At 48.2% G+C, this 22,307-nt stretch carries 25 protein-coding genes; 9 read left to right on the forward strand and 16 right to left on the reverse strand.

Translation table 11 applies throughout. The annotated features are described in order from the left end of the window. Positions 1-540: 540 nt before the first annotated feature. The 4 genes from argC to BLS44_RS24210 are packed head-to-tail and all read right to left on the reverse strand — an operon-like array spanning position 541 to position 3,863. Positions 541-1,524 (reverse strand): N-acetyl-gamma-glutamyl-phosphate reductase, encoded by a 984-nt coding sequence (gene argC, locus BLS44_RS24195; RefSeq protein WP_090393381.1) that lies wholly within the window; start codon positions 1,522-1,524, stop codon positions 541-543. 35 nt (positions 1,525-1,559) lie between these two features. After that, positions 1,560-1,919: a cupin domain-containing protein gene (locus tag BLS44_RS24200; RefSeq protein WP_090393304.1), complete on the reverse strand. Its 360-nt coding sequence runs from the start codon at positions 1,917-1,919 to the stop codon at positions 1,560-1,562. Further along, positions 1,900-3,105, reverse strand: a complete 1,206-nt coding sequence (gene argG, locus BLS44_RS24205; protein ID WP_090393306.1) for an argininosuccinate synthase — start codon at positions 3,103-3,105, stop codon at positions 1,900-1,902. Before argG ends, BLS44_RS24200 begins: the two co-directional genes overlap by 20 nt. 35 nt (positions 3,106-3,140) lie before the next feature. Continuing rightward, a complete protein-coding gene (locus BLS44_RS24210; protein ID WP_090393308.1) occupies positions 3,141-3,863 on the reverse strand; it encodes a GNAT family N-acetyltransferase in 723 nt (240 codons plus the stop codon). Positions 3,864-4,168: 305 nt separating this feature from the next. On the opposite strand from BLS44_RS24210, the gene BLS44_RS24215 reads away from it, so the two are divergent. Beyond that, entirely contained in the window at positions 4,169-4,606 is a 438-nt protein-coding gene (locus BLS44_RS24215; protein ID WP_090393310.1) for a hypothetical protein, read from the forward strand. Here the strand turns inward: BLS44_RS24215 and BLS44_RS24220 are convergent. The 3 genes from BLS44_RS24220 to upp form a co-directional block, all read right to left on the reverse strand. Next, complete coding sequence (locus tag BLS44_RS24220) at positions 4,595-5,293, reverse strand: SAM-dependent methyltransferase (protein ID WP_090393312.1); 699 nt, start codon at positions 5,291-5,293, stop codon at positions 4,595-4,597. The two genes, BLS44_RS24215 and BLS44_RS24220, sit on opposite strands and share 12 nt — an antisense overlap. 94 nt (positions 5,294-5,387) lie before the next feature. After that, positions 5,388-6,728 (reverse strand): NADP-specific glutamate dehydrogenase, encoded by a 1,341-nt coding sequence (gene gdhA / locus BLS44_RS24225; RefSeq protein WP_090393314.1) that lies wholly within the window; start codon positions 6,726-6,728, stop codon positions 5,388-5,390. A 348-nt stretch (positions 6,729-7,076) separates the two neighbouring features. After that, complete coding sequence (upp, locus tag BLS44_RS24230; protein ID WP_090393382.1) at positions 7,077-7,727, reverse strand: uracil phosphoribosyltransferase; 651 nt, start codon at positions 7,725-7,727, stop codon at positions 7,077-7,079. 248 nt (positions 7,728-7,975) lie between these two features. Between upp and BLS44_RS24235 the strand changes: the two genes are divergently transcribed. The 5 genes from BLS44_RS24235 (at position 7,976) to BLS44_RS24255 (ending at position 11,551) form a co-directional block, all read left to right on the forward strand. Then, positions 7,976-9,055 (forward strand): anhydro-N-acetylmuramic acid kinase, encoded by a 1,080-nt coding sequence (locus tag BLS44_RS24235; protein WP_090393316.1) that lies wholly within the window; start codon positions 7,976-7,978, stop codon positions 9,053-9,055. Between the two features lie 195 nt (positions 9,056-9,250). Next, complete coding sequence (gatC, locus tag BLS44_RS24240) at positions 9,251-9,541, forward strand: Asp-tRNA(Asn)/Glu-tRNA(Gln) amidotransferase subunit GatC (RefSeq protein ID WP_090393318.1); 291 nt, start codon at positions 9,251-9,253, stop codon at positions 9,539-9,541. Position 9,542: 1 nt separating this feature from the next. Continuing rightward, on the forward strand, positions 9,543-10,250 hold the full coding sequence (locus BLS44_RS24245) for an ABC transporter ATP-binding protein (RefSeq protein ID WP_090393320.1): 708 nt from the start codon (positions 9,543-9,545) through the stop codon (positions 10,248-10,250). 85 nt (positions 10,251-10,335) lie between these two features. Then, positions 10,336-10,896: a cob(I)yrinic acid a,c-diamide adenosyltransferase gene (locus BLS44_RS24250; RefSeq protein ID WP_090393322.1), complete on the forward strand. Its 561-nt coding sequence runs from the start codon at positions 10,336-10,338 to the stop codon at positions 10,894-10,896. 253 nt (positions 10,897-11,149) lie between these two features. After that, positions 11,150-11,551 (forward strand): hypothetical protein, encoded by a 402-nt coding sequence (locus BLS44_RS24255; protein ID WP_143019915.1) that lies wholly within the window; start codon positions 11,150-11,152, stop codon positions 11,549-11,551. A gap of 46 nt (positions 11,552-11,597) precedes the next feature. On the opposite strand, the gene BLS44_RS24260 is transcribed toward BLS44_RS24255, so the two are convergent. Then, positions 11,598-12,248 (reverse strand): ABC transporter ATP-binding protein, encoded by a 651-nt coding sequence (locus tag BLS44_RS24260; protein WP_090393326.1) that lies wholly within the window; start codon positions 12,246-12,248, stop codon positions 11,598-11,600. 51 nt (positions 12,249-12,299) lie between these two features. Next, on the reverse strand, positions 12,300-12,944 hold the full coding sequence (locus BLS44_RS24265) for a hypothetical protein (RefSeq protein ID WP_090393329.1): 645 nt from the start codon (positions 12,942-12,944) through the stop codon (positions 12,300-12,302). A gap of 172 nt (positions 12,945-13,116) precedes the next feature. Here BLS44_RS24265 and BLS44_RS24270 point away from each other — a divergent pair, with 172 nt between their 5' ends. After that, positions 13,117-13,338 (forward strand): DUF2795 domain-containing protein, encoded by a 222-nt coding sequence (locus BLS44_RS24270; RefSeq protein WP_018627833.1) that lies wholly within the window; start codon positions 13,117-13,119, stop codon positions 13,336-13,338. 206 nt (positions 13,339-13,544) lie between these two features. Here the strand turns inward: BLS44_RS24270 and BLS44_RS24275 are convergent, their stop codons facing one another. Then, positions 13,545-14,267: a DsbA family oxidoreductase gene (locus BLS44_RS24275; RefSeq protein ID WP_245729413.1), complete on the reverse strand. Its 723-nt coding sequence runs from the start codon at positions 14,265-14,267 to the stop codon at positions 13,545-13,547. Positions 14,268-14,440: 173 nt separating this feature from the next. On the opposite strand from BLS44_RS24275, the gene BLS44_RS24280 reads away from it, so the two are divergent. After that, a complete protein-coding gene (locus BLS44_RS24280) occupies positions 14,441-17,884 on the forward strand; it encodes a hypothetical protein (protein ID WP_090393384.1) in 3,444 nt (1,147 codons plus the stop codon). Between the two features lie 100 nt (positions 17,885-17,984). Here the strand turns inward: BLS44_RS24280 and BLS44_RS24285 are convergent, their stop codons facing one another. The 3 genes from BLS44_RS24285 to BLS44_RS24295 all read right to left on the reverse strand — a co-directional run bounded on the left by BLS44_RS24285 (position 17,985) and on the right by BLS44_RS24295 (position 20,368). Beyond that, the gene (locus tag BLS44_RS24285; protein WP_090393331.1) at positions 17,985-18,455 is read right to left on the reverse strand and encodes a cytochrome d ubiquinol oxidase subunit II; all 471 of its coding nucleotides are present in this window, start codon (positions 18,453-18,455) and stop codon (positions 17,985-17,987) included. Positions 18,456-18,582: 127 nt separating this feature from the next. Next, the gene (locus BLS44_RS24290) at positions 18,583-19,479 is read right to left on the reverse strand and encodes a TraB/GumN family protein (protein ID WP_090393333.1); all 897 of its coding nucleotides are present in this window, start codon (positions 19,477-19,479) and stop codon (positions 18,583-18,585) included. 79 nt (positions 19,480-19,558) lie between these two features. Beyond that, entirely contained in the window at positions 19,559-20,368 is an 810-nt protein-coding gene (locus BLS44_RS24295) for a DUF6515 family protein (protein WP_090393335.1), read from the reverse strand. 103 nt (positions 20,369-20,471) lie between these two features. Between BLS44_RS24295 and BLS44_RS24300 the strand changes: the two genes are divergently transcribed. Beyond that, a complete protein-coding gene (locus BLS44_RS24300) occupies positions 20,472-20,954 on the forward strand; it encodes a DUF1801 domain-containing protein (RefSeq protein WP_090393337.1) in 483 nt (160 codons plus the stop codon). Positions 20,955-20,986: 32 nt separating this feature from the next. On the opposite strand, the gene BLS44_RS24305 is transcribed toward BLS44_RS24300, so the two are convergent. The 3 genes from BLS44_RS24305 to BLS44_RS24315 all read right to left on the reverse strand — a co-directional run bounded on the left by BLS44_RS24305 (position 20,987) and on the right by BLS44_RS24315 (position 22,212). Further along, a complete protein-coding gene (locus tag BLS44_RS24305) occupies positions 20,987-21,544 on the reverse strand; it encodes a hypothetical protein (protein WP_090393338.1) in 558 nt (185 codons plus the stop codon). A gap of 25 nt (positions 21,545-21,569) precedes the next feature. Continuing rightward, complete coding sequence (locus BLS44_RS24310) at positions 21,570-21,803, reverse strand: hypothetical protein (RefSeq protein WP_090393385.1); 234 nt, start codon at positions 21,801-21,803, stop codon at positions 21,570-21,572. A 109-nt stretch (positions 21,804-21,912) separates the two neighbouring features. Beyond that, a complete protein-coding gene (locus BLS44_RS24315; RefSeq protein WP_090393340.1) occupies positions 21,913-22,212 on the reverse strand; it encodes a hypothetical protein in 300 nt (99 codons plus the stop codon). Between the last annotated feature and the right edge of the window lie 95 nt (positions 22,213-22,307).

Genomic DNA, 22,307 nt, shown 5'->3' on the forward strand with positions numbered 1-22,307 from the left:
TAGAATTATATACCCTCAAACGCTGTGTAAACATCATAGTGGAATTGGCAGGCAAGATCTCAAGTTCTATTGTAGCTATTGTACCCAACAGGTCTTTTGCCAGAAACCACAAGTTTAAACGAAAAAATCGCTTTAGTCCCATGTACAAATAAAGCACAATCAGCTGCTGAAAACAGGATCCGCTTTGCCAGAAAAGCCAGAAACCTTAAGGATCAGGCTCATGGTTGTACTATGCCCATTACCTACAATAGTAGCAACCATCGCAGATGCCTGTCTCCCTGGAAGGACGATCCTGGATACAGACTTTTCTTATTTTAATAGCATTGGTGTCCTCACAAACCACCAGTAATTACGCATTTTAATAAAATTGATTCCGGTTCATTATCAGATGTAAAAAACCAGTGGCCGGCTGTTAAGGACCTGCTCCGGGTGTAACGTTCAATGTTTCAGTTGGGGCGGTTTTATGCCTGACACTGGTTTCCCCTTTTGCTATTTCAAATACTGTTCCGAGGGTTCGGGACTCAAATCTGATTGATGGCTTTAAAACGCCGCCGGTTTCAGATTTAAACCAGCCCGCTCATCAAGGCCAAAAACCAGGTTCATATTTTGCACAGCCTGTCCGCAGGCTCCTTTCAGCAGGTTGTCCGCTGCAGAATGGACTACCAGTTTAGTACCTACTTTTTCCAGTTGGATCACCGCCTTATTGGTGTTTACGATCTGTTTCAGGAAAATGGGTGTACGGCTTACCACGGTAAAAGGATGCCCGTTGTAAAAGTCCTCAAATAAAAAATAGAGTTCTTCCAGTGACAGATCGGTTGTTATGGTGGAGCTGATGAAAATGCCGCGGGTAAAGTCGCCCCGCCAGGGCACAAAGCTTAAGTCAATCTCTGTTCCCGGTTGCAGCTGATCCAGCGATTCGCCGATCTCTCCCAGGTGCTGATGGGTAAGCGTTTTATAGGCCTGGATATTATTGGCCCTCCAGCTGAAATGTGATGTTGCTGCAAGTTTTTGCCCTGCTCCTGTAGAGCCGGTGATCCCCGTTGTATAAATTTCTTTAAGAACACCTGTTTTTGCAAGAGGTAACAGCCCCAGCTGAATAGTTGTGGCAAAACACCCGGGGTTGGCAATGTTCTGCGCCTTACGGATCGCCTCCCGGTTTAGTTCCGGAAGCCCGTAAACAAAGTTCCGGTTGATATCCGGTTGGCTGCTGTCTTTTCTTAAACGGAAATCATTCGCCAGATCGATGATCTTAACGGATGCATCAATAGGGGTCTCCTTTAAAAATTTTGTAGACTCGCCGTGCCCCAGGCACAGGAACAGTACGTCAATATCCTGTGAGATCTCGCCGGTGAATCTCAGGTCGATATCTCCCACCAGGTCCGCATGTACATCGGTAACGGGTTTTCCTGCATTACTTCGGCTGTGAATAAATGAGATGGTTACAAAAGGGTGATGGATGAGTAAACGGATCAGTTCACCACCTGTATATCCTGCGCCACCAATTATTCCAGCTTTTATCTTCATGCTTATCTGTTTTTTTATTGTGTACTTTCCGGGAATCACAAATTTAAGCGATCCTGTTCGGTTAACGGGTGAGAAAAGACCAGAAATTCCAGTTGCTCCGTTCCCTGGTTAAAGATCCGGTGCGGTTGCCCCGGAAAAATTTCGATTCCCTGCCCCGCATTTAGCAGGAAGGAACGTTGATCAATTTCAAAAGAACCCACACCGGTTATAATGTAAAAGAATTGAGTAGCCTTGTTGTGCAGGTGCAATTGCTCGCCTGTACCCGGAGGGATCTGTTCTTTTTTGATTGAAAAGCGTGGATTGCTGCTTAAAACAAATGCTTCACCACCTGTTCCCCAGTAATAGGAAGATACAGGGGCCGCATCGCTCACCACCTTATTTTCCCTCGTGGGCATTTTCTTTTATGATATGATAGATCGACGTTTGGTTACCAAATATCCTGGTAAAGCCTTTTACATCGTCACCGGTAAAGCTCCTGTTAGCTTCTCCGTAGCTGCCAAAAGCATTATTCATCAGATCGTACGGACTTTCAATTCCCAATACCTGGTAACGGTAGGGGTGTAGCTGCAGGAATACGTCGCCGGTTACATTGCGCTGACTGCTCAACAGGTATGCCTCAATATCGCGCATTACAGGATCCAGGATCTGCCCTTCATGCAGCCAGGTACCATAGAACTGGGATATCTGGTCTTTCCATTGTAGTTGCCATTTGCTTAAGACATGTTTTTCCAGAGCATGATGCGCTTTAATGATCAGGATGGGCGCGGCCGCTTCAAAACCGACACGTCCTTTGATGCCGATAATGGTATCGCCTACGTGGATATCGCGGCCGATGCCGTAAGGGCCGGCAATTTGCTGCAGATGCTGTATGGCTTCTGTCGGGTGATCAAATGCCTGGTCGTTCACTTTTTTCAGTTCGCCCTGCTCAAAGGTAAGCTTTACAGATTCGGTGCCGGTTTGGGTTACCTGTGTGGGCCAGGCTTCGTCTGGCAGGTATCCGTTGGAAGAAAGTGTTTCCTTACCTCCCACACTGGTACCCCAAAGCCCCTTGTTGATGGAATAAACCGATTTTTCAAAGTTCATGTCCACTCCTTTGCCTTTCAGGTATTCAACCTCTGAAGCGCGGCTAAGGTTCATATCCCGGATGGGGGTAATGATCTCCAATTCCGGCGCCATGATATGAAATACCATGTCGAACCGTACCTGGTCATTGCCTGCACCTGTGCTGCCATGTGCGATGGCATCTGCCTGGATCTCCCGGGCATAACCGGCAATGTGCAGGGCCTGGCTTAAGCGCTCGGCGGATACACTGAGGGGGTAGGTGTTGTTTTTTAACACGTTCCCGTATACCAGATAGCGTATAATAGAGTCGTAGTAGTTCTTAACGGCATCCACCGTTTTATGTGATTTTACCCCCAGGTTTTTTGCGTGTGCTTCTATCTTTTTTAATTCCTCCTCGCTAAAGCCCCCGGTATTTACAATAATGCTGTGTACCTCATATCCTTTTTCTTCAGTTAGGTATTTTACACAAAACGAGGTGTCTAAACCGCCGCTAAATCCTAATACAACTTTTTTAGCCATGGTAGTATGAACTTATGATTTGATTTATGATGTTGTTATAAATGAAACATATTCTTAAAAAAAGATTTCAATGTTCCGCTGCCGCTGCCGCCATCGGCTTTATCTTTTTTCCTGAAGGCCTTCAGAAATTTCCATTGTTTAAAACGCTGAAGCCGTTCGAGCCCCGTTTTGTTCTCTTCAAAAAAGGCCTTGGTCTCTTCCGGCTCATAATGGTCTTTGGGATCGTACAGCATAGCGGTGCACATGCAATTTTTCCGGTCCTTGCTCATGAGGATCTCGTAGTTGACGCAGCTTTTACAACCCGCCCAGAACTGTTCGTCCTGGGTCAGTTCCGAGTAGGTAACGGGCTCATATCCCAGGTCGCTGTTGATCTTCATTACCGCCAAACCTGTGGTCAGGCCAAAGATCTTGGCTTCGGGAAACATTTTCCGGCTGAGTTTAAAAGTGGTCTGCTTAATTCTTTTGGCAACGCCACTCTTACGGAAATGGGGTGAAACGATCAGCCCTGAGTTGGCCACATATTCTCCATGGCTCCAGGTTTCGATATAGCAGAAACCTACCCAGTCGCCACTTTCAGTGAGGGCGATTACGGCCTTTCCCTCATCGATCTTTTTTTCAATATATTCCGGACTTCTTTTAGCAATACCGGTACCACGGGCCTTTGCCGATGATTCCATTTCGTCCGTAATGATTTTTGAATATTTTTTATCAGCAGCTTCCGCTACTCTTACGATAATTTCCTGATTGAGATTGTCCACGATGTGTTGTTAAATGGGATTTGCGGGAGACCAGTCCTGAGAAGTTTTTTTCGGAGCTTTTTCACTGACAGGGCCCAGGTCAGGGGTTCGTCCTGTCAGCAATCAGGACAGCGCATCGGTCGTGGAAAACACACAGCCACGTCAAAACCGACGGCGTAAATCCCCGTGGTTATATTTGCATGAAATGCAACGTGTTTTGTATGTTTTAAAAAGTTATTCATTTAAAAACAAATTGTACTTTCGAACCACAAAAATAATGCAATATTGAATATTGCGCATTAAATTTTTTAATTAAACCATTTTTTATGGAAACCTTACCAATTGAGAACCAGAAGGGAGCAAACAAACGTTCGGGTTGTCGCAGGTATTTTTTTATGGTATTGCTGGTACTGATCCTTTTGGGTGGCGGATATGTTTACTGGCACTACTATAATGTGTTTGGGGATGGCGTAAAATCTGGTATCCTGAAGAATGTGGTGCGCAAGGGACAGATCTTTAAAACATTCGAAGGTGAGCTCATCCAGGCCGGTATCAAAGGGGCGGTTGGCGGAGGCGCCCAATCCAATAATTTTGTTTTCTCTATCGAAAGCAAGCGGATCTATGATACACTGGCCATTCATAGCGGCAAACGTTTTGACCTGCATTATAAGGAATACCGCGGCGCCTTGCCCTGGCGGGGCAATACGGTTTATATTGTTGACAGCATTATTGCGATGACCGACGCCGGGGTATCACCTTTTTAATAAAAAGATTGCGGGGCGTTTGTGCAGGTCAATGGTTCGTGTCTGCCATTGCTGAATGGTTTTTGTCTGGATGGATTCCTGATCGCCTGTAATGTCTACTGCCACGCAGAGTTTTGTTTGCGGGTGGCAATGCCTTAGCAGGGCCTCCAGCAACTGGTTGTTCCGGTAAGGTGTTTCAATAAAGATCTGTGTGCTGTTCCGGCGTTGGGATTCTGTTTCCAGTTCTTTGATGGCTTTGATCCGTTGCCCGTTATCGATGGGCAGATAACCGGTGAAGCTGAATTGCTGGCCGTTTAGACCGCTGGCCATCAGCGCAAGCAATATGGAACAGGGACCTACGAGGGGGATCACCTGTGCCCCGGCTTCCTGCGCCGCGGCGATCAACAGCTGGCCCGGATCGGCTACGCCGGGGCAGCCTGCTTCACTGATGATGCCGATGGTTTTGCCTGCTGCCAGTTTCTGCCTGAACTCCTTCAATACGTTTTCCTCTGCTTTCTGAATGCCGTACCATTCAAAGCCATCGATGACGATCTCCTTTTTCAATTGCTTCAGATAGCGCCGGGCGGTGCGCTCATTCTCTACAAAAAGTACGGTACATTTTTCAATGGCCTCCAGCAGATAAGCGGGCAATACCTTCAGATTGCTTTCATGCAGATAAGTAGGGATCAGGTAAATAGTAGCTGTCATAGGGCAATGTTACAATAAGCTTCGCAAAAAACCGCTACACAAAACCTGAAGTTTCGCATAGCGGTTGAATACGAATGCATATTTTTATGGCTCTTTACACAATACCCTGTGAGAGCATGGCTTCCGCAACTTTTACAAATCCTCCGATATTGGCGCCTTTTTCGTAATTGATATGGCCGTCCTTTTCGTGTCCGTGCTTCATACAAATGTGGTGAATGTCGCTCATGATCTCCTTCAGCTTATTGTCTACCTTGGTTCTCCCCCAGGAGTAGCGCTGTGAGTTTTGCGACATTTCAAGACCGGAAACCGCCACACCTCCGGCATTGGCTGCCTTGCCGGGGGCGTACAACACTTTTGCCTCATGAAAAGCGGCTACAGCCTCGGGCGTGCAGGGCATATTGGCGCCTTCTGCCACACAGATACAGCCATTTTGTATGAGTGTTTCTGCATCGGATAAATTCAGCTCATTTTGGGTAGCATTGGGAAGGGCAATATCGCATTTAATACCCCAGGGCTTTTCTCCGGGGAAAAACTCGCAGGAGTAACGTTGCGCATATTCTTTGATGCGCCCACGCTGATTGTCCTTAAGATCCTTGATATACTCCAGTTTTTCCTGGTCGATGCCCACGGGGTCATAGATAAAACCTTCAGAGTCGGACATGGTCAACACCTTGGCGCCTTTTTCAATACATTTTTCAGCAGCAAACTGAGCCACGTTACCCGAACCGGAAATGAGTACCCGCTTGCCTAATAATGAATCTTCCCGCACTTTCAGCATTTCTTCTACAAAGTAAATAAGACCATAGCCGGTGGCTTCGGGTCTGATCAGGCTGCCGCCCCATTCAAATGCCTTGCCGGTAAGTACGCCGTTAAACGTGCCTGTAATGCGCTTATATTGCCCAAACAGGTAGCCGATCTCGCGTTTTCCCACACCGATGTCCCCGGCAGGAATATCAATGTCATCTCCAACGTGCCGGTAGAGCTCCGTCATGAAACTCTGGCAGAATTTCATGATCTCATTGTCTGATTTTCCTTTGGGATCAAAATCAGATCCTCCTTTTCCCCCGCCCATGGGCAGACCGGTAAGACTGTTCTTAAAAACCTGCTCAAATGCCAGGAATTTCAGAACACTGAGGGTTACGGTCGGATGAAACCGCAGGCCTCCTTTATAGGGGCCGATAGAACTGTTCATCTGCACCCTGAAGCCGCGGTTTACCTGCACCTGGCCTTTGTCGTCGAGCCAGGGAACCCGGAAGATCACAACCCGTTCCGGCTCTACAATCCGTTCCAGGATCTTGCTGTCTTTGTATTTTGGCTGCGCCTCAATATAAGGGATGATTGATTCTGCAACTTCTGCAACTGCTTGTAAAAATTCCGACTCACCATGGTTTCTTGCACTTACCTTTTCGATAAAAGGCCTGATTGATTCATTCATATGTAAAAAATAACTAAGATGGATTTAGTGCGGAAAAGTACAAAAATATTTTTTTAACACGCATTAGTTTTTTTGAAATATTTATAGCGAATGTGGAAAAAGTTTAGCAGATGTTTAGTTTTTTGTACATTTTAGTGGAGTTCTGTTATGGCTCCTGTTGTTGATAAAACAAATTTTGGGTGACCGCTGCAGCGACCTAAAAAACGGAAAAGTGGTACCCGGCCGGCGAGCCGGGGCAACGCATTTTTACGATAGTTCAGGACAATGCCGGAGGAAAAGTTCCCCGGGGGCGCAGTGCTCTTTGATGTTCCATACCCGGCGTCTTTTTACTACAGGAGCGGTATGCGGTCAGTACTGGGCCTTGCCGCCAAATGCCAGGTCTCCGGCATCCCCCAGGCCGGGCACAATATAGCCCTTAGCGGTTATTTCATCATCAATATCGCCGCACCAGAGTTTTAATGCCGGCTCTTCGCGCAATACATATTCGATCCCCTCGGTACAGGCGATGGCTGCGGCCACGTGAATAAACTTCGGCCGGCCTACTTCCCGGAGATACTGAACGGTTTTTACCAGTGAAGCGCCGGTAGCCAGCATAGGGTCTGAGATGATCAGGATACGGTCCTCCAGTGTGGGGCTGCTTAAATATTCTACATTGATGGTAAAGCTGCCATCTTTATGATGCTTCCTGTAGGCAGAAACAAAGGCATTGTCGGCCTTGTCGAAGTAATTTAAAAGCCCCTGGTGCATTGGAAGCCCCGCTCTCAAAATGGTAGCCAGCACCGGCTGCTCGCTCAGTACCCGGGAACCTGATATGCCCAGCGGTGTATGGGTCTCTATTGTTTTGTAAGGCAGCTCCCTGCTGATTTCATAAGCGATCACCTCCCCGATGCGCTCCAGGTTCCTGCGGAAACGCATCCGGTCATTCTGGATCTCAATATCCCTCAGTTCGCTCACCCAATTGCTTACCAGGCTGTGTTGCTCACTTAAATTAATGACCATATTGTAGTTGTTTATATTGTTGTTTCCCGGGTAATAAAAGTAAGACAATATTTGAGAATAAAGCCGGCAGTGGTCAGCTTTCAGTTGTCAGTGGTCAACCACATTCAACAGTGTTCAATCATCTTAACCCTTAGCGGCCCGTGACCTGTGAGAAGAGGAACAGGGACCTGGCGCGAAGTCTGAAACAAATATTTGGGGCGTTTAGCATTCAGCAATCTGTTATTTTTGACAAATCTAAAAGTTTGACTATGATCTACAGGGCTATTGGAATCATGAGTGGCAGCTCGCTGGATGGGCTGGATATTGCATTGGTGGAGTTTCACGAAAATGGCGGTAAATGGCAATTTGAGATCCAGCAGGCGGACTGCCTGGCATATACCCCTGAGTGGAGATCAAAGCTGGAGCAGGCTGTTACCCTGAATGCATTGGACTACCAGCTGCTGCATACTGCGTACGGACATTATATCGGCGCCCAGGTAAATGCATTTATAGACCGGTATGATCTTCATTATAAAATAGCCGTGATCGGTTCCCATGGCCATACAACATTTCATGTTCCGGAACAGCGCATGACCGGGCAGATCGGCGATGGGGCGGCAATTGCGGCGGAAACCGGGTTGACAGTAGTTACGGATCTTCGTGCCATGGATGTGGCCCTGGGCGGGCAGGGTGCGCCCATTGTCCCCATCGGGGAGCAGCTTTTACTGCCGGGATACCGCTACTTTCTGAATATAGGAGGGATTGCCAATCTTTCGGTAAAGGATAGGGTTTATAGGGCTTTTGATGTTTGCGCGGCAAACCGGGTATTGAACCTGTTAGCCGGAGAGCTGGGGAGGGAGTTCGATGCCAATGGAGCGCTTGCTGCCACCGGAGAGGTGAACGAAGCTTTGCTGGAGGAACTGGATGCATTGGATTTTTATCAATTGCCGGCTCCCAAGTCGCTTGCCAATGATTTTGGAACCGATAGGGTTTACCCCATCCTGCAGCGCTATGGAGGCAGGGTAGAAGACCGGCTGCGGACCTATACAGAACATATTGTGCGGCAGGTAGCCCGGGCCCTGGAAACCGATAGCGGCTATGGCGCGGAGCAGCAGTTGCTGGTAACGGGGGGCGGGGCGCTCAATGGCTTTTTGATGAGCCGTCTGAAGCAGGTATTGAAGACTGCGGTAGTTGTTCCGGACGAAAAACTGGTATTGTATAAGGAAGCAATGATCATGGCATTGATGGCGGTGCTGCGCTGGCGTGAAGAAACCAACGTGCTGTGCTCGGTAACCGGGGCCAGCCGCGACAGCGCGGGCGGGGCCATGTGGCTGGGAACACAGGCATAATGGCTGAAGTTGTTATGTTCCAGGTTTAAATTTCAATGTTCCACGTTGGCTCGTTGTGCTACCCGATATTGGTCACGCTCCTGAATGTTCGGGATTCTAATTTCAAATGGCGCTGATCGCCGAATCTGAAGGCTGAAAACTGATAGCTTACGGCTGAAAGCGCAGATTCTCGATACGACCCTTTATCTTTGACAAATGGAAGTAAACGAAGCATTGATCGACAAACTGGCCCATCTTTCCAAGCTTAGCTTTTCTCCGGAAGAGAAACAGGAGTTCCGGGGAGATCTTGAAAAAATGATCGGGTTCGTGGAAAAATTGAATGAGCTTGATCTCAAAGATGTGGATCCATTAATGCATATGAGTGAGGAAACGAACGTGCTGAGAGATGATCGCGTTGAGGGGTCTATTACCCGGGAAGAAGCATTGCTGAATGCTCCCGCCACCGACGGTGTTTTCTTTAAAGTGCCCAAAGTGATCCGCAAATAATGTGACCCACTCCATTATCCATATCAATGACCTGCGCAAGAGCTACTATATGGGCCAGCAGGAGCTGCCTGTTCTGAAAGGTGTTTCATTGAACATTGACAAAAACGAGTATGTAGCATTGATGGGACCATCCGGCAGCGGTAAAAGTACCTTGATGAATATTCTTGGATGTCTGGATACGCCTACTTCCGGTATATATGTGCTGAATGGCAAAGATGTAAGTAAAATGGAAGATAACGCACTGGCGGAAGTGCGTAATAAGGAAATAGGTTTTGTATTTCAGCAGTTCAATTTATTACCCCGGCTTACAGCGCTTGAAAATGTGGCGTTACCACTGATTTACGCAGGCATCCGGAAGGCCGAGCGGAACGAAAAAGCCATGCGGATGCTGGAGCTGGTGAGCCTCACGGACCGCTACCATCATAAACCGAATGAACTGAGCGGCGGACAGTGCCAGCGCGTGGCCATAGCCCGGGCCCTGGTCAATGACCCTTCGCTGATCCTGGCCGATGAGCCTACCGGTAACCTGGATACCAAGACTTCCTACGAGATCATGGATATTTTTAACCGGATACATAGCGACGGAAATACGGTGGTGCTGGTAACACATGAGGAGGATATTGCCAATCATGCACGCCGGATCGTAAGACTCCGTGATGGGGTGATTGAAAGTGATCAGCCCGTGAAGAAAGTCAGTTCGCAGGTTTAAAGTTTTGCGTTCAATGTCCGGACAGGCTCCTGTCTATTCCCACGGTTCCAAATTTCCTCATTATCAAATTCTCAAATTTCAAGGCATGACTTTCCGTATTTATACAAAGACCGGGGATAAAGGTAAGACCGCGCTTATTGGTGGTACCAAAGTGTCAAAAGCGCATTTGCGAATTGAAGCGTATGGGAACGTAGATGAACTGAACTCCTGCATTGGGCTATGCAGGGATGTACAAACGGATCCTGCGGCGCTGGACCTCCTCCGGGAGATACAGGACCGCCTTTTTACGATAGGAGCCTTACTGGCCAGGGATCCCGGTAAGGACACTAAAATGATGCTGCCAGACCTGCATGAGGCAGATATCCTCCTGCTGGAAAAACAAATAGATGCCATGACCGCTCTTTTACCGGAAATGAAATCGTTTATTTTGCCGGGGGGGAGTATTGCAATTTCCTACCTGCACCTTGCAAGATGTGTTTGCCGCCGGGCAGAGCGCTCCTGCGTGCGGTTGGCGGAAGAAGAACCGGTGGATGGATTGGTGATCACCTACCTGAACCGGCTAAGCGATTACCTGTTTGTGCTGGCCCGGTATACCGGTCATTTAACCCGTATTGCCGATATTCCCTGGAGCCCCCGCAACCCTTAGACCGGTTTATACATACAGGAAATAACATATTGCCGGTTCCGGGCCCGCGGTAATGAAAGGCAGGGCTGCTATAGAGCCGGATACCCTGCATAAGCTCTTCCTGTTGCTTTAACAAAAATTTAAAAAAGGCAGCCTGCATCCACAGGGTTGATGCTGAGCGTCTTTTTTGCAACCTGCATTGGGCGGTCCGGGGCTTGGCATAAATCTTGAAACAGCTACAGCACAGCAAACTTTAAACCGTAAAAAAAGAAATATGAAAACAATTTCGAAAATGATTCTGGGTATCATGATAACAGGTGTCTTTTTCCTGGGCGCCTGCTCCCGTACGAAGGACGCGATAGGTACAGACACTATAGAAAACATGGTATCTGTTGGTAACTGGAAAAGTGTGATCACTGCAGCCGGGGTGGACCTGGTTCCTGCCGGTGGCCGCGCCGAGTTCTCAAAACAGGATCACCTGATCCATTACTACGACGTAAGCGGAGATCAGATCCGGACGGATCAATTTGCCTTTAGTAACGGAACAAAGCGAATGACCTGGAACAATGTAGCGTATGAAATAAAGGAGAACTTTGTGGCCTCCTCGAAAACGCTGACATTACTGGATCCGACTTCGAAAAAGATGGTAGTGGCATTTTACCGGGAACGGCAATAAAATTATAACGGGGATCAACCAGGAACGGCTCACAGAGCCGTTTTTTTTATACAATCAGGCCATCCTTCATGTGCAGGGTACGGTCGCTAAGAGTTGCCAGTTCCTCATTGTGTGTAACGATCAGGAAGGTTTGCTGAAACCGGTCGCGCAGATCAAAGAACAGGCGATGTAACTCCCTTGCATTGGTCGTATCCAGGTTGCCGGTAGGCTCGTCTGCAAAAATGATCTCCGGCTGATTGATCAGTGCCCGCGCAACGGCTACCCGTTGCTGTTCGCCACCGCTGAGCTCGTTGGGCTTATTTTCGAGCCGGTGATCAACGCCCAGTATTGCCAGCAGATCCCGGGCTTCCCGGGTAACTTCTTTTCTGCGGCGTCCGCCCAGCCAGGCAGGTATACAAACATTTTCAAGTGCAGAAAACTCCGGGAGGAGGTGGTGAAACTGGAAAACAAAACCGATATTCTTATTCCGGAAAGCCGCTAATTGTTTTCCGCTGAGCGTGCTTACCGGTATATTGTTCATGAGCACCGACCCGGTATCCGGTTTATCCAGTGTGCCCAATATATGAAGCAGCGTACTTTTGCCGCTGCCGGAGGGGCCAACAATAGAAACAACTTCTCCTTTGTTGATGTCAATATCGACACCCTTCAGCACCTGTACAGTGCCATAGGCTTTGTGTATATTTTTCCCCGAGATCATTGTGTTGATATATGACCGTAAATATAACGATTGTGCCGGTAAGGAGCGGGACTAAAACGGATAATAACGCAGGCCCACGGTTCCCTCGATCCGGCTCAGGCTTTCGCGCTGCTTATCGTCCAGCTGTACGGTTTGTCCCTGGCGGGTGATAGAGGAAAGGCTGCCGCCATAGAGGCTGAATTTCAGGCCGGCAAAAAGACCGCGTACAATGCGCAGATCGCTCCCCAGCTCTACCATTGTACCAAAGGTGCCGCCTTTGATAGCAGCACTTCCCTGGTCAAAAACAGCATTGTCGCGGTAGCTCATATATCCCAGAGAAAGCCCTGTTAAAAAATGGAACTTTTCCGAGCGGCTGATCAGCCGGCTCTGATAAACCGGGCCAATGAACCGGATCTTAATATCGCTGCGCGCAAACTGACCGGTAATGAGATTGCCCGAACCGAAACTACTGAATTCGGAGTACCGGATCCCCATGCCGGACTGGCGGCTGAAATAGTAATACAGCCCCCCATCGAGCACGGACCCCCGCGAAATATCTTTATAATAATCGCTGGAAGCGGGTTTTTTACCCAGGCGGAAGGCATAGCCTCCGGAGGCTGCTATCTGGAACTTCGGAAAGGGGTCTTCACCTTGCTGGGCATAAAGGGTTGTAAAAGTTGTTATCGCCAGCAGGCAGATGATGATCTTCTTACACATCTAGGGTATTTTTTAGCTTTGGTGATCATTAGAAAAAAGTGTTTTTCTTAAAATTTTCCGGGTAAAAATAAGTATTTTTTAAATTGTAGAATACAGTTACTTTTGCAAAAATTTGAAAATACCATGAACCTTGTTTCAGGTATCCTGTTAATATCTAAAAACCGAATATAGTATGTTTTGGACACTTGAGTTAGCCTCTTATCTAGAAGATGCCCCTTGGCCAGCCACCAAAGACGAGCTGATCGATTTTGCGATCAGAAGCGGGGCGCCCATTGAAGTGGTTGAAAATTTACAGGAACTGGAAGATGAGGGCGATGTTTATGAAACCATCGAGGACATTTGGCCCGACTATCCAACCCAGGAAGATTTTCTGTTTAACGAAGACGAATACTGACATCCTGAGAAATTAAAGATTCTGAAAGCTGCTCCGCAACGGGAGCGGCTTTTTTTTGTCCCCCGGTGCCCACTCCCCGGCATCTCCCGTTAATGGTGTCAATTCCTGCAGCGGTTCTGAACCAGGCGTGCATGCAAGCCTCGGGAACCGCATGAGGGGGAGGGGCTTTTGAGATCGCCACCTGTGCCGGAAAAATAAGGCCAAAGTTAGCTGCAGCTTCCGTCCGGTGTGCAGGACGGGCCTTCTGTTATTTCCAGTGCCGGCGCCGGGTTTGCCTTTCGCCATTCTGCAAAAGCCCGGTCCAGCGTTTCTGTGAAAGCCTCCGGAGGCTGGGCGCCCGAAACGGCATATTTACGATCAAATACAAAAAAAGGAACACCGCGTACCCCGATCTGCTGTGCTTCGTAAATATCACGGTTCACCTTGCCCGCGTATACCTCACTGGTAAGGGCTTCGTTTACATCTTCTTCAGTAAGACCGATCTCCTTTCCCAGTTTGGTAAGGGTTTCCCGGTCGGCAATATCATGCCCTTCGGTAAAATAGGCACTAAAAAGACGCTCTTCTGCCGCATCACCCAATCCTTTTGTTTTGGCCATCTGGATCAAACGATGGGCATTAAAGGAATTGACCGTTACTACTTTCTCAAAATGATAATCGAGCCCTGCCTGTTTTGCGGATTGACTTACGTGGCCCAACAGGGATTTGACCTGCTCTTTAGGCAAGCCCTTGCGTTCGGTAAGGTATTGTTCATGATCGAGTTCTTCCTTTTCGGGAAGCGTAGGATCCAACTGAAAACTTTTCCAGGTGATCTCCACCTGTTGATTGTCTGTAAATTTCCCGAGTGCCGTTTCAAAATGCCGCTTGCCAATATAGCAAAAGGGACACATAACATCACTCCATATTTCAACCTGCATTTTATTCGTACTCATAATTGCTACATTAACGTATTTGCAGCGATAAAAGTTGCGTTAATTGCCACAGAAGCGCTGAAACACTGAAAGTAGACATTTTATGTATGCCTAAAAAGCCGATTTTTGCTGAATTAAAACAACCGGGATTGCATCTGTTGAGAAGCATAACATTTTTTTTTCTTTTTCTTTGTATGGCTGCCGGAATATACGGGCAGGAAGGGGCTGCTTCCCGGCCGTTATCGAACCTGAGGACCCGGCTGGTCCCCGTGCTTGAAGACCCGGTACAGCTCGACAGTTTGAGTATCATCCCGCAGAGTTTCAGGATGGAAGGCATAGACAGCAGCGCTTACCGCCTGGACTATGTGAACGCCTTGTTATACTGGTTACATAAGCCCGCAGCCACGCATGTAAAGGTATACTATCGCGTATTTAGCCGGAAGCTGAACCCGGTAGTACAGCGGATGAATTTTGACAGCCTGCTCCGGAACTCAGCGCCTATTGCGCCGCCCGTTGCCGAAAGCCGTGGCCGCAGCGCGCTGTTTAATTTTGGGAATATCAATGCACAGGGCAGTTTTGGCCGGCAAATGGGGTTCGGCAATAATCAAAGCCTGGTATTAAATTCCAATCTGAATGTGCAACTGAGCGGGATGCTGGCAGACAGTATCGAATTGCAGGCCGCCATCACGGATAACAATATTCCCATACAACCAGATGGGAATACGCAGCAATTGAATGAATTTGATGAGGTGTATATCCGGTTTAAGAAGAAGCGCTGGCAGCTGAATATCGGGGATATGGATCTGAGAGAGAACCGCAGCTATTTTCTTAACTTTTACAAACGCCTGCAGGGTGTATCGTTTCAAACGGCCAGTGATCCTTTAAAGAAAACGACTTCCAATACTTTGGTAAGCGGTTCTGTAGCCAAAGGAAAGTTTACCCGCAATGTGTTTCAGGGATTGGAGGGTAACCAGGGGCCGTACAAATTACAGGGCGCCAATAACGAGCTGTTTTTTATAGTGCTGGCCAATACGGAGCGTGTTTTTATCGATGGTGAACTCCTGCAGCGGGGGGAAGACCAGGATTATGTGATCAACTATAATACTGCGGAAGTAAGCTTTACCCCGCGCCGGATGATCACCAAGGACAGCCGTATCCAGGTTGAGTTTGAATATGCAGACCGGAACTTCCTGAATACAAACGTATATGGGATGCAGGAGCTTAATTTTAATAATAAGCTGAAGCTGCGGGTGGGCTTTTTTAATAACAGTGATGCTAAAAATTCTTCTATTAACCAGGTATTGGACAACCGGCAGAAGCAGTTTTTATCGCAGATCGGCGACAGTATCCAGAATGCCCTGTATCCCTCGGCCGTGTCCGATACATTTGCTGCGGGAAAAGTGCTGTACGCGCGGGACTATATTATGCAGGATACGTTGATCGTTGATTCTTTTTACCGGTATACAACCAATCGTGATTCTGCCCGGTACAATGTGTCTTTTACAGACGTAGGTTTTGGGCGGGGGGATTATGTTGTGGATAACACGAACGCCAATGGAAAAGTGTTCCGGTATATGCCGCCGGAAAATGGCCGGAAGCAGGGGAACTATGCCCCGGTGATAGCCCTGGTTACGCCTAAAAAACAGCAGGTGCTTACATTGGGGATTGATTATGCGCTTACCAAACGGACAATGCTGAAGACCGAGGTTGCCGCCAGCACTTACGATGTAAATACATTTTCCAGGCTTGATAACGGCGATGATAAGGGATTTGCCGCAAAGGTTAACCTCACTAATACAGCCCCGCTTAATGAAAAAAATAAGCTGCAGCTGGTATCCTCACTCGATTATGAGGTGGTACAGGCCCGGTTTCAGCCGGTAGAGCGCCTGCGAGGCGTGGAGTTTACAAGAGACTGGGGGCTGCCGCTGGTTACCGGCCGTGTAGATGAGCACATCATCCGGGCCGCTACAGGGCTGGAGAATGAAAAGGGCAACCGGCTGCAATATCATTTTACCAACTATAACCGCAGCGATCATTATACCGGTTTTCAACACGCAGTAACCCAGTTTACCCAATGGCGGAACTGGACGTTTAACAATGATGTTACGGCTACCCGCTACAGCGGCGACCAGGATAAAGGCTATTTTCTGCGCCCTGTAATTGACATCAGTAAAAAGATCCCCGCGCTGGATAACTGGAGCGTTGGCGCACGTTATGCACTGGAGCGGAATGACAGCCGCAACAAGGCCGCGGATACACTGAATGCCACTGCATTTTCGTTTGATACCTATACCTTCTTTATCAAATCGGATGAGGCAAAACAAAACCGGTATGGGATCAGTTTCTATACCAGGGAGGACCAGTATCCCTTATACAGGGATCTTGTAAAAGGCGACCGCAGTTATAATCTGAATTTTAAAACCGAATTGTTGGCCGGCAAAAACCGCCAGCTATACTTCAATACAACATTGCGCAAATTAAAAGTGCTCAATAGCGCTGTAAGCCGGCAGCAGGAGGAAAATACCCTGCTGTCCAGGGTTGAGTATAATATGACCGAGTTCAGGGGATTTCTTACCGGTAATGTATTGTACGAGGCTGGCTCGGGCCAGGAGCAGAAAAGGGAGTATGCTTACCTTGAAGTGCCGGCTGGTACGGGTCAGTATACCTGGATCGATCTGAACCAGGACAGCATCCAGCAACTGAATGAATTTGAACTGGCTGCTTTTTCGGACCAGGCCCGGTTCATCAGGATCAATACACCAACCAACCAGTATATAAAAGCGAACTACAATACGCTGAACTATAGCCTGGGACTGAACCCCAAGTTGCTTTGGAATGAAAAAACAGCAGGGGGGGCTCAGCGTTTTTTATCCCGGTTTAACTGGACCAGCACCCTGCAGGTATCGCGGAAGGCGCAGGCTGCAGGCTTTATTGAGCTGAATCCTTTCCGGTATGCGTTAAATGACACCAGCCTTATTGCTATGAGCTCCGTACTGGTCAATACACTTTCGTTTAACCGGCTCAGTACGGTTTGGGGACTGGATATCAGCAACCTGCAAAATACAGGAAAATCGCTGCTGACCTATGGTTACGAAAGCCGCAAGACAAAGGAATGGTCGCTGAAATACCGGCAGTTTTTTGGCAGCAGCCTGACGCTGAACCTGGATGCCCGCAGCGGTATACAGGCCCTGTACTCGGATAATGAGCAATTTGATAACCGCAATTATGAAATTACAAAGAACAGCGCAGCGCCCTCGCTTTCCCTGATCCGCGGAACCACGTTCCGGGTAACGGCAGGTTATAAATACGAAGTAAAAAAGAACAGGCCGGCTTATGGCGGGGAAAAAGCGGTTTCCAATGCCTTCACTGCCGAAACGAAGTATAATATTCTTCAGAGCGCTGCATTGACGGCACGTTTTACACTGGATGATCTCAACTATGCGGCCGCTGCTGCCAATACCACCATCAGTTATATCATGCTGGACGGATTACAGCCGGGGAAAAACTATCTATGGAATGTAATACTGACCAAACGGCTGATGAGTAACCTGGAGCTCAATATTCAATACGATGGCCGCAAGCCGGGAGCCACAAAAACGGTGAATACGGGAAGGGCTTCGCTGACGGCAATCTTTTAGCGTGTGCTCCTGTTTGGTCACTGGCCCCTGACGGGCTTAGGGTTTATGATGGGACAGGTTTTTTGAAGATCGTTCACTGAAAACACTGCTGGCCGCCGGATCAACAGTCCCCGGGCGGAGCTTCGCTGGATGCTTGTGGAGTGGTTACCGCGGGGGATGGAATATTCCTTTGCGTAAGCAGGAAGAACAGGTCGGCAATGCAAAACCCGATCCAGTATAAATAGATACCCAGGTGAAAACGTTCGCCCAGCCACCGGTGCGAAAGCGAATGGCGAAAATCGGAGTACGTTATAAAAAGGCCGCCCAGGAATGCAAAAAGAAAAGTAAGGAGCAGGAGGATACGTTTGCTTCCTTTGAATTTTTTGTCGATCCCGTAGAGCAGGAGGGCAACCAGGACCAGCAACAGCAGGCATACAAGCGCTGCCTGCCACCATATTTTAAAGAACCGGTAATTCTTATAAAAAGTATTAACACCAACACGCCCGACTACTGAAATACCGGATGTTAAAATGCCCGATAAAAACGCCGTAAGCAGCAGGAGTGCAGATAGGATATAATAGCTCCTTTTCATGTGTATCTGTATTGTTTTGATGAACCTTATTTGGCAGAGACAAGCGGTGAAAGGGGCCACCCGTACCCGGTTGAGATTGTTCCTGCTGATCGTTCTGCGTTCTGAAAGCGATAAACCATACTGTATTTTAATCAAAAACCGGGGTTACCGCATAACCCTTTTCTTTTAAAAGCCGGATCAACCCGTTTGGACCTCCAAGATGGCCGGCACCTACGGCAAACAGGGTCGCGCTTTTTTTCATTTTACCGGGGAGCAGCTGTGTCCAGTTATCGTTACGTTCTTTGAGCAGGCGGGTCTGCTGTACGGTACTCATAAATGAAGGATCACTCATCAGGCTGGTTAAACGGGGAAGGTCCTCTGTTTTGTAAACCTGGACCAGGTCTTTTATAAAATGCGGCGCATCCTTCATACCCTTAAGCGTGCTCAGGAGCTCGTCGATCGTATTCATCGACCGGATCACCTGTATCTGGAAGTCGACGGACTCCAGGTGGTCGATCTGTAATGAATCGTCCTGTGCCCAATTATAGAGCTCTTTTTCCATCATTTTTACTTCGGAGGCATCGGAACAATTAAAGCTTTTCAGTGTCAGCACCGAGGTAACCCCAAAGGGCGACATGTAATTCAGTACATCTGGTGTAAGTTGGTATGCTTTCAGCAGGCTGTCCAGGGCCCTGCGCTGTGCCGGTGGTGTTTTTTCCAGGATCCCGGGCACGGGCTTCATCAGGTCCATCAGCTGGCTGGTACCATCCATTGCAGCAATGTCTGCTTCAAATGTTACCGTATGCACTTTCTTCAGCACCGTTTTTAATTTGGGGGAAATCTCAAAATCCTCCCCGCAAACCAGGTGCATGGTGCCCAGGAGATAGGACGGGGCCTGTAAATGATTACCGCTGATCTTCCAGAGCAACGATTTTGCCTCCTGCGCGCGTAGGGAAAGGCCTGGCAGCAGGCAGGCAAAAAAAAGATACAGCGCGATACTGATCTTCAGAAAATAGACGGGTCTGCTTCCCTGCCTCTGGCCCATGTTTGTCATTAAAAAAACTTTGTGCATCAAAAAAAGCGGCCAGGCTGCGGCCACTTTTTCTGTGCTATCCTTAAATGTATTATTTTGACTGTACTACCTCGTATACTGTTTTGCCATCAACAGTAACCTCTTTATAATAAGTGCCTGCGGGAGAGCGGAACCGGCTTTTGCCATCAACTGTTACCCTGGTGGAGTTTCTGGGCAGCTGATCAAACTGGTCTCCTGCCTGGGGCCGGGTATCATAAACGGCATCGCTGGTATCCGTGTTATGGGGGTTTTGTTCCGCCGGTTCGCTGCTGTTCTGTTCATCACCCCGGTTATCATCCATGTAGCCCCGGTCGTCACTATAAGGCTGTGCTCCTGCTTCTTCGGTGTCCAGTGTCCCGTTTCGTCCAACTACCACGTATACCCGCTCTCCATCCTCATCAACATCCGGACGGTAATATGTACCGTTGTACTCGTAGTAGGTATTCCCGTCAATTTTGCGCATACGAGCCCCCCTGGGCAGGCGTGGGGATGTGGATCCCAGGGGAGGGGCCACTACTTCATAGCCACCTTTTTCCCGCTGAACAAAATATAGATCATTGCGGTAATAGTAGGGGACGCCACCATAATAAACCCTGCGTGCTCCCGGCGGCAATGTGTAAATAGTAGCGCCAATAGGGGGCAGGGCAATGCCTACGGAGACGCCTATATTCGGACCATATCCATAGCGGTAATAGGGGGCTGGCCAGCCCACAACACCGCCGATACCGATCGAAACCCTTGGCGCCCGGTGATAGGAGTAAACCCGGTGCGGATAGCGCCGGTATTGCGCAGAACTATCCAAAGCCAAAAAAAGGCTGGCTCCCAGCAGGAACATTCCCAGTTTTATAAAATTTTTACTCATTCTTTTTTTTGTTATATTTATTGGACGATAAAAAACGGAGAAATGGTGGCAGCCGGAAGCCGTGTTTTGTAAAAAAAATGCTAAAAAAAACCTTAAAGAATTTATGCGATCCAGCGCAACAACAGTAGCCAGCTACCTGAAGGAAATACCCGCAGCGTGGCTGCCTGCAATGCAAAAACTGCGGACTGTGATCCTGGAACACCTGCCGGAAGGCTATGAAGAAGTGATGAGCTATGGTATGATCGGTTATGTGGTGCCGCACCGCCTTTATCCTCCGGGATACCATTGCAGCCCGGAGCTGCCATTGCCTTTTATGAACATTGCTTCTCAAAAAAGCGGTATTGCACTTTATCATATGGGTTTATATGCAGATACCGGCCTGATGGAATGGTTCCTGAACGCGTACCGGGAGGTTTCGGTAAAAAAACCGGATGTGGGCAAAAGCTGTATCCGTTTCAGCAAGCCGGAGCTCATTCCTTTTGACCTGATCGGGAAACTATCGGAACGGGTTTCGGTACCGGACTGGATCGGCCTCTATGAACGGAGTTTCGTTCCCAATAAAAACCGCAGGTCTTCCGGAAAATGACCTGCGGCTTCAGCTACATCTGTCTGCATTGCCTATCTCCTGGAAGACCGGCTGTTATTACTTGAGGACCGGCTGTTATTGCTGCCAGACCGGCCCTGGCTGGAATTGCCTCTTGGCGCCTGCTGAACGCTTCTTGATGGAGGGGGACTGTAAGAACGCTGTGGCGGGGTATTCCTTGACCGTACCTCATTGGAACGGCTATTGGTACCGGACCGGTTGTTAGTAACCGGAACCCGGCTTCTGCTATTGTTTTGCTGGCGATAATACTCGGCGTTGTTCCGGTTGTTATTGACCCGGTAGCGATCCCTGCTGTTGCTGTATGTCTTTCTCCGGTCATCATATCTCCTGCGGTCATATTTCCGGTCGTACCGTTTATTCCGGTAGTAGCGGTTATTGTAGTAACCGCCATTGCCGTAATAGCCATAATAGCCGGGGGAGTAATAGTAGTTGGGATAATAGCCATAGTATCCGTCGTCATAATACCTGCCGGAGGGATAGTAAGTGTCTGCACAGGAGCTCAGCCCTGCCACAAGGGCAATCAGGACGCCGGCAACCAGCAGACGGGTTTTATTAATGAGTGGAAATTTCATGATGTCTATTTTGCGTTATAAAATATTAATACCTGTAATAACGTTTATTATGTCCCGGTGCAAAGTCCCGGGCTGATTTTGCGCCATAGTATTTTTTTGCCTGGCCGGGGGGCATGCGCCGGTAGTGTTGCCCGCGATCATAATAGCCATAGGACGGATAATAAACCTCTGTACAGGAACTAAGCCCGGCCACTGTCAGCAGCGCTATCATCCATATCACCAGCCGGGATTTATTCAATTTTAAAGTCAACGTATTCATACTGTTTTTTTTAACGGTTAGGAAAACAAACTTTATACCAACAGTCAAGCCACCTGGAAAGGTGGCGACTGTAAAACCAATTTAAACCTTATGAATCATACACTTATCCTTAGTAATAATGTACGCGTTTGTGATGCTTGTGATGCCGGTAATATTTTTTCGCTTGCCCCGGAGGCAGGTGGCGATGATGCCGGTAACGGTAGTGCTGCCTGTAGGCCGGGGGGTAAGACCTGCCGGTGTTATAGTACCGGGTGCGGTGTACGACGGGGTAATATACCACAGCCGCAGGCCGGTAGCTTTTTTTATAATATTTGCTGGATTTTTTTTCGTACCGGTAATGCTGGGCTTCTGATTTTGAAACACCCGCTATCAGCAGTACGAACGCCAATAAGATCAGTTTCACTTTCATAATAGTTGTACTTAGGGATTAATGATTAAAAATGTCTTCAACTATATGACGCTAATGTGATGCTAACGGCTGTTAACGAAAGTTAAATGTTTTGA

This window comes from Niabella drilacis (assembly GCF_900101395.1).
Lineage (GTDB): Bacteria > Bacteroidota > Bacteroidia > Chitinophagales > Chitinophagaceae > Niabella > Niabella drilacis.

Coding starts and splice junctions, on each gene's coding strand:
- BLS44_RS24265 (WP_090393329.1), bottom strand. CDS start 12,944: ATGTGTAAGAAGATCATCATCTGCCTGCTGGCGATAACAACTTTTACA.
- BLS44_RS24235 (WP_090393316.1), top strand. CDS start 7,976: ATGATCTACAGGGCTATTGGAATCATGAGTGGCAGCTCGCTGGATGGG.
- BLS44_RS24305 (WP_090393338.1), bottom strand. CDS start 21,544: ATGAAATTTCCACTCATTAATAAAACCCGTCTGCTGGTTGCCGGCGTC.
- BLS44_RS24295 (WP_090393335.1), bottom strand. CDS start 20,368: ATGAGTAAAAATTTTATAAAACTGGGAATGTTCCTGCTGGGAGCCAGC.
- gdhA (WP_090393314.1), bottom strand. CDS start 6,728: ATGAATGAATCAATCAGGCCTTTTATCGAAAAGGTAAGTGCAAGAAAC.
- BLS44_RS24285 (WP_090393331.1), bottom strand. CDS start 18,455: ATGAAAAGGAGCTATTATATCCTATCTGCACTCCTGCTGCTTACGGCG.
- BLS44_RS24255 (WP_143019915.1), top strand. CDS start 11,150: ATGAAAACAATTTCGAAAATGATTCTGGGTATCATGATAACAGGTGTC.
- argG (WP_090393306.1), bottom strand. CDS start 3,105: ATGGCTAAAAAAGTTGTATTAGGATTTAGCGGCGGTTTAGACACCTCG.
- argC (WP_090393381.1), bottom strand. CDS start 1,524: ATGAAGATAAAAGCTGGAATAATTGGTGGCGCAGGATATACAGGTGGT.
- upp (WP_090393382.1), bottom strand. CDS start 7,727: ATGGTCATTAATTTAAGTGAGCAACACAGCCTGGTAAGCAATTGGGTG.
- BLS44_RS24310 (WP_090393385.1), bottom strand. CDS start 21,803: ATGAATACGTTGACTTTAAAATTGAATAAATCCCGGCTGGTGATATGG.
- BLS44_RS24270 (WP_018627833.1), top strand. CDS start 13,117: ATGTTTTGGACACTTGAGTTAGCCTCTTATCTAGAAGATGCCCCTTGG.
- BLS44_RS24220 (WP_090393312.1), bottom strand. CDS start 5,293: ATGACAGCTACTATTTACCTGATCCCTACTTATCTGCATGAAAGCAAT.
- BLS44_RS24250 (WP_090393322.1), top strand. CDS start 10,336: ATGACTTTCCGTATTTATACAAAGACCGGGGATAAAGGTAAGACCGCG.
- BLS44_RS24200 (WP_090393304.1), bottom strand. CDS start 1,919: ATGCCCACGAGGGAAAATAAGGTGGTGAGCGATGCGGCCCCTGTATCT.
- BLS44_RS24290 (WP_090393333.1), bottom strand. CDS start 19,479: ATGGGCCAGAGGCAGGGAAGCAGACCCGTCTATTTTCTGAAGATCAGT.
- BLS44_RS24215 (WP_090393310.1), top strand. CDS start 4,169: ATGGAAACCTTACCAATTGAGAACCAGAAGGGAGCAAACAAACGTTCG.
- BLS44_RS24315 (WP_090393340.1), bottom strand. CDS start 22,212: ATGAAAGTGAAACTGATCTTATTGGCGTTCGTACTGCTGATAGCGGGT.
- BLS44_RS24260 (WP_090393326.1), bottom strand. CDS start 12,248: ATGATCTCGGGGAAAAATATACACAAAGCCTATGGCACTGTACAGGTG.
- BLS44_RS24300 (WP_090393337.1), top strand. CDS start 20,472: ATGCGATCCAGCGCAACAACAGTAGCCAGCTACCTGAAGGAAATACCC.
- BLS44_RS24280 (WP_090393384.1), top strand. CDS start 14,441: ATGGCTGCCGGAATATACGGGCAGGAAGGGGCTGCTTCCCGGCCGTTA.
- BLS44_RS24275 (WP_245729413.1), bottom strand. CDS start 14,267: ATGAGTACGAATAAAATGCAGGTTGAAATATGGAGTGATGTTATGTGT.
- gatC (WP_090393318.1), top strand. CDS start 9,251: ATGGAAGTAAACGAAGCATTGATCGACAAACTGGCCCATCTTTCCAAG.